The sequence below is a fragment of the Mycetocola sp. genome (assembly GCF_046716805.1).
GTDB lineage: Bacteria > Actinomycetota > Actinomycetes > Actinomycetales > Microbacteriaceae > Mycetocola_A.
In genome coordinates this window covers 1-5,312 of record NZ_JBKJWH010000044.1, presented here as the reverse complement: position 1 = coordinate 5,312, position 5,312 = coordinate 1, and the positions used below count along the sequence as shown (strand labels likewise).

Sequence of the window (5,312 nt, the reverse complement as noted above, 5' to 3'; positions counted from 1 at the left end):
GTTATGAGGTGGAATGATCCTTGCGTCTTATTCGACAGGTCGACGGCAAATTCAACCTTCCCGGTCGGAACGTCGTTCCAGTTCGAGAAGTCGGATAGCTCGCTCATGGTAGTTATAACTACCGCTTTCTTCAATCGACCGCAAGGGTCGGAATCAAAGCTTGCGCAAACCCCGATGGTAGTTATAATTACCAGATGGATGCGCTATGTAGCGATCCGGCCGGCCCGTGGGATGGTCTTCCGGACCAACGCCGGCTTCGCAGTCCTCCTACGTGGACCGTTTAGTTACTATTGCCGCCCTGTTGAGTTCTTCAAGCAGGCCGGTGGCGATGCCGCCTTGGAGCAGATACTCCGCGTCGGCGACGTCCTCGATTCTCATGAGAACTTCTCCGCGCAGCACTTTCGATAAGCGGTCGTACCCTTTTCCAGTTCGAGCCGCGTACGCGGTGAGTTTCATTTTGCGCAATTTCAGCCTGGCCCGGATTCTGGTCGCGTAGAGATTCTGAATGCGCGCAGCGTACTGCTGTCGGAGTTCGATCTCGTTCGTCGGCCGCTTCCATTCAATCGCAGCAGATCGTCCAAAGAGCTCTGGATCTATCGCCCATTCGCGAGGGACGTACTTTGGTTTGCCCATACTTCAGCGTCGCATATTGGGCGAGTAGAACTCAAATTATCGCTAGGCACCTCGAAACTGCTCTTTTTTGGCACCAGGCAAGAGGTGGCCCCGCATAGGCAGGGTGTGAACAAAAGAATGAAACCCCACCCTTTCCGGAACGTGTCCGTCCTGCCGGGCCACACCCTCATCACCTGGCTTGACGCCGATCAGAACACCATGTCGGTTCCTGCGGACGCCGGTGCTCGAGCGATCGAATTTTATGCGGCTGGTATTACAAGGCAGCCCTCAAAGTATCCGCATCGAAAGCACTACGAGGGCCGCTATTGGTGCGCCGCAACCGGAAAGCATGTTTGGCACGAGTCCATGGCCGAGTACTACTCGCTCATGTGGCTGGACCACCAGCGCGATCTGAAGGTGATCGGCGCTCAACCGATGCACATTATCTTCGAGGACGGCACAGCCCACTATCCCGACTTCTTCGCCCTGCTGGCCGACGGCAGCAGGGTGATGTACGACGTGAGACCCCTCGCGCGCATCACAGAAGAGGTCGCCGCCACCTTCGCGAAAACGGAGAAGCTCTGTGCACGGATTGGGTGGGACTACGAGGTTCTCACCGGTCTTGCTACCGTCCAGCGGCACAACTTGGAAGTGATCAGTGGTTCCCGGCACCCGCGGTACCGCCCAAATGCCGAAATAGCCGAGCGATTTCTCGAGTTCCTCGCGGAACCCCGAAGCCTGATCGACACGACGCGTCGCCTCGACCTTCGTGGACCGGCTGCCCACATCCACACCCTCTACAACCTGATGTGGCAACGCCGCATCCTCTTCGACACCACAATCCCACTGAGCAATACCACAACCCTTTGGAGCAACTAAAAATGTCAAACACCATTCGCCGCATTCAGCTCGGCACCAACATCACACTCGTCGACGGCGTCTACGAGTTCGTTGAATCCGCTGGGGGCCTCTACAAGCTTCGCAATACCCACACCAACGAATACACGACGCTCGTGCACACCGAGCTGAGCGCTCGTCTCGTGGAAGTTCCGACCCACGAACGCGATCAGAAGGTCATCCATGTCCGCAGCGATGTAACGGTGACGAAAGAAATGGTCTTCCTAGCGGCTCACCTCGAAGAACTCCTCCATGGAACCCCGCTTCTGCCAGGCGGCGAGCCCCGAGCCGTCTACGCCGTCGGTGGCTCGGTCACCCAGAAGATGAGAGCGAAAACCGAAGAGTTGTCGTCCTGCGGCATCCCGATGTCGATGGCCAGTCTCAAACGCAAGCGAGCAAGCTATGAGACTCACGGGGTCGCCGGCCTTGCCGACCGGCGAACCACTCGCAGCGAAAAGCCTCTTTCGCGCGCAGATGAGCGTGTTATCGAGGCGCTGGTTGCTGTGATGGAGCGTGAAAAGGACGAGTCAACGGGAACTCTCGACAGGCTGAGCGAGCGGCTGGCGATCGAACTCGCAAAGCGGTACCCCGGGGCGGGATTGGAAGTGCCCAGCAAGAGTACTCTCCGGCGGTACGTCGAGCAGCTCGACCGGGGGCGATACACCCTCGGTAGCGCGGTCAATCGACGCACGGCCGCGAACTCGCCGAAGCGGAAGTTCCGCGCCAGACCGCCGCTGCTGCCTGGCAGCGAGGTGCAGATTGACACCACCCCACTCGACCTATTGGTGCGGGGCGATCGTGGAGAGGCGCTTCGACCGACCCTTACGATCATGGTAGACAAAGCGACCCGGAGCATCATTGCGCATAGCTTGCTGTTCACGGCGCGTTCCGTCGACCACGCCATGCTGCTCGGGCAGTGTTTGGTCCCGCGTGCTTCTCGACCCCATGGAGACTACTTCGCCGAGTTCGAATTGCCGGAGCTGCCCTGGGCGAAGTTGGTCGATGTGCACGATCGACCGAACTACAACACGGCGCGCCCTTTCATCGTTCCGCAGCGAATCCTCACCGATAACGGTTCCGACTTCGTGTCGAAGAACTTCCGCGAAGCGTGCGAGCGCTTCGGCATCAGCCTCACCGAGTCCTCTGTCTACACACCTACGGACAAAGGAATCGTGGAGCGGACCTTCGGATCGATCAAAACCATGTTCTGCCAGCACCTGCCTGGATTCCTCGGGGGCGACGTGAGCTTGAGAGGAAAGCACCCGGAGAAGGATGACCTGCTCGACATTTTCACCCTCACCGAGTTGTTCGATCGTTGGGTCGAGCAGGTGTGGCAGAACACACCTCACGAGGGGCTGCGCGATCCACTCCACCCCGGGGTGAAGCACACCCCGAACTCCATGTATGGCGCGATGTTCGACGTCACGGGGTTCGTTCCGGTCCCGCTGACGGCCGACGACTACATCGGGCTGCTGCCCAAGGTGAACCGCACCCTTCAGGCCGATGGGATCGAGTTCAAACGCCGTCAGTACGACTCATCCAGGCTGAACCCGTGGCGAGGGCTCAAGGGACCTAGCGGAAGCTCTCTCGCCTGGGACGTGTCGTGGGATCCGAACAACCCTGCCGCCGTATGGGTGAAGGATCCCGATGACGAAACCTGGATCACCTGTCGATGGCAGGATCGCGACGCGTTCCGCAAGCCATTCAGTAAAGAAATTCGGGAACACGGTCTGGACTGGCTCGAGCGACTCGCTGCCTATTCGCCGTCGAACAGCGGCCGTGTAACTTCGGATCTTCTGCGGGCGGCGAAAGCTCAGCAAGCCGCTGAGGAAAAGGAACTCTACCGGATCAACGTCGCGAAGAGTCACGTCGAAAAGAGCGGTTTCAAGCTTCCGGAGCTTACTGTGGTGGCCGCCGGCGCCTCCACGACCGACACCGCAACGATCGAGGACGAGGATGAGGACTTCGAAGAGTTCGCACCCCACGCGCCCGGCGGCTGGTTCGGAATGGAATCGACCTCATGAGGCTGTTCACAGATGACGCCGCCGGCCGCCTCGACAACATTGAGGGCCTCTACAAGCACCTGACCAATCCTCCTTCCACGGCTCCCAGCATGCCGACGATCGGTGAGTACCTCGCGATGGCGCGGGTCGAACGCGACGCGTTCAACAGGCGCCGTCTGGACCACCTGAGCAGCGACTTCACAATCGCAACACATGATCTTAAGGATGTCTCGAGTCAGATGCGCCTTACAGCGTTAAGGAACCGAACGCGAACTATCGGGCGTGGCGGGGTAATGCTCTCCGGCTACTCGGCAATGGGCAAGACGACAGCTGCATTGACTGCGATGCGAGAGGTCTTCGCCCAGTACATCGCTGAGAACCCGAACTGGAGTGAGCAGAACCGGCTCCCGGTCGTATACGTGGAAGTGCCGCCTACCTCGTCGGGAAAGGCCATGATGGGAAGGTTTCTGGAATTCCTCGGTGTGGATGGCATCAAGAACTGGACCCTCGAGCAGCGGACACAGGCGGTTGTTCAAATTCTCAACAAAGCAGGCACGCGGTTCGTGGTTGTCGATGAGTTCCATAACCTAGTTGCAAAATCTGCGGGGTCCCAAGAAACCGCGAACGTGCTCAAAGGGTTGTCGAATAGCGTGCCAGCCACCTTTGTCTATTCGGGAATAAACATCCACCGGAGCGACGTGCTGGCAGGTGCGACTGGCCAGCAAATCGCCTCACGATTCTCCCCAGTGCTACTCGAGTCCTACTCGATGGCAACTGCGGACGACAAGAAGAGGTGGCGCGGGCTCATCCGCGCCTTCGAACGTGAGATGTGCCTCTTCAACCACCCTGAAGGCACACTCAACAGCCTCTCCGCCTATCTCTACAACCGAACTCAAGGTGCGATTGGCTCGCTCTCACGCCTCCTTGTCAGTTCAGCCCAACTCATCATTCTCGAGGGATCCGGTACGGAGACCGAAACCATCACGGAAGAACGTCTTGCCTCAATCCCGCTGGATCTTCGAGCTCAGAACGCCGAACGCGAACAGCCTTCGGTCGCTCCCTCGGCGCCCCGAAGGAAGGTGAAAGCAAATGCTGCCTGACTTCGAACGCCCGCTGCCGATTCGAGTTCGTCCGGCCGACCGGGAAACAGCAGAAAACTATCTTCGGCGGCTCTATGGAGCTAACTTTCTTCCGGCAGAGGAGGAGAGGAAGAACGTCAACGCGCTCGTCCGGGCGGGTGTGGCTGATCGAGTGACAGCTCGGGAAGTCTTGGCTGAAATTCGCGGGGGGCTAACCCGGGGTCATTTCGTACGTGCGAATGCGGCCGGCCTGGAGCACTGCGACGGAAGTTCGTGTAGCCGCTGCGCCACTGGGTTGCATGAACGCTATGCGTGCAAGCTGTGCGTTGGCGACGAGTCTGCTGTTCGTCAGTATCCACACCTCGACGGCAACGTCTGCCTTCGCCACAAGCTTTGGATCGCACCGGGAGTTGGCCCAGCGTCTCAGCAGCGCGTGAACAACGATTCCTTGCGTGCCGAACGAAAGTTTCGCCGATTGGTTCGGGAGCGACGGGTGGACGCACCTCGCTTCGCAGAGATGCTTTCGGCGTTCCGCCGCTGGGAGGTTGCAACTGGCAATCACGACGGCGACCACTACGGAGCGCTTGTGGACATCGCCGGGACGATCTTCGCTGCTGCGTTTCAGCGTCGCATCTTCGACCCCAGAATCGGTTTTGCAGAGGGCTATGGACTTGTAGAAGACGCCGTCCGGCTCCACCTACAAGACAACCCGTCGGTAGTT

The 5,312-nt window shown here is 59.1% G+C and carries 4 protein-coding genes; all 4 read left to right on the top strand.

Features of this window, described 5'->3' with window-relative positions; translation table 11 throughout:
* The first annotated feature begins 774 nt into the window (after positions 1-774).
* Complete coding sequence (locus ACLQ62_RS03470) at positions 775-1,491, top strand: TnsA-like heteromeric transposase endonuclease subunit (protein WP_411720273.1); 717 nt, start codon at positions 775-777, stop codon at positions 1,489-1,491.
* Positions 1,492-1,493: 2 nt separating this feature from the next.
* Positions 1,494-3,533, top strand: coding sequence for a Mu transposase C-terminal domain-containing protein (locus ACLQ62_RS03465; protein WP_411720272.1), 2,040 nt, complete (start codon positions 1,494-1,496; stop codon positions 3,531-3,533).
* A complete protein-coding gene (locus tag ACLQ62_RS03460) occupies positions 3,530-4,612 on the top strand; it encodes a TniB family NTP-binding protein (RefSeq protein WP_411720271.1) in 1,083 nt (360 codons plus the stop codon). Before ACLQ62_RS03465 ends, ACLQ62_RS03460 begins: the two co-directional genes overlap by 4 nt.
* On the top strand, positions 4,602-5,312 hold a 711-nt coding region (locus ACLQ62_RS03455; protein WP_411720270.1), incomplete at its 3' end, for a hypothetical protein. The genes ACLQ62_RS03460 and ACLQ62_RS03455, both read left to right, overlap by 11 nt.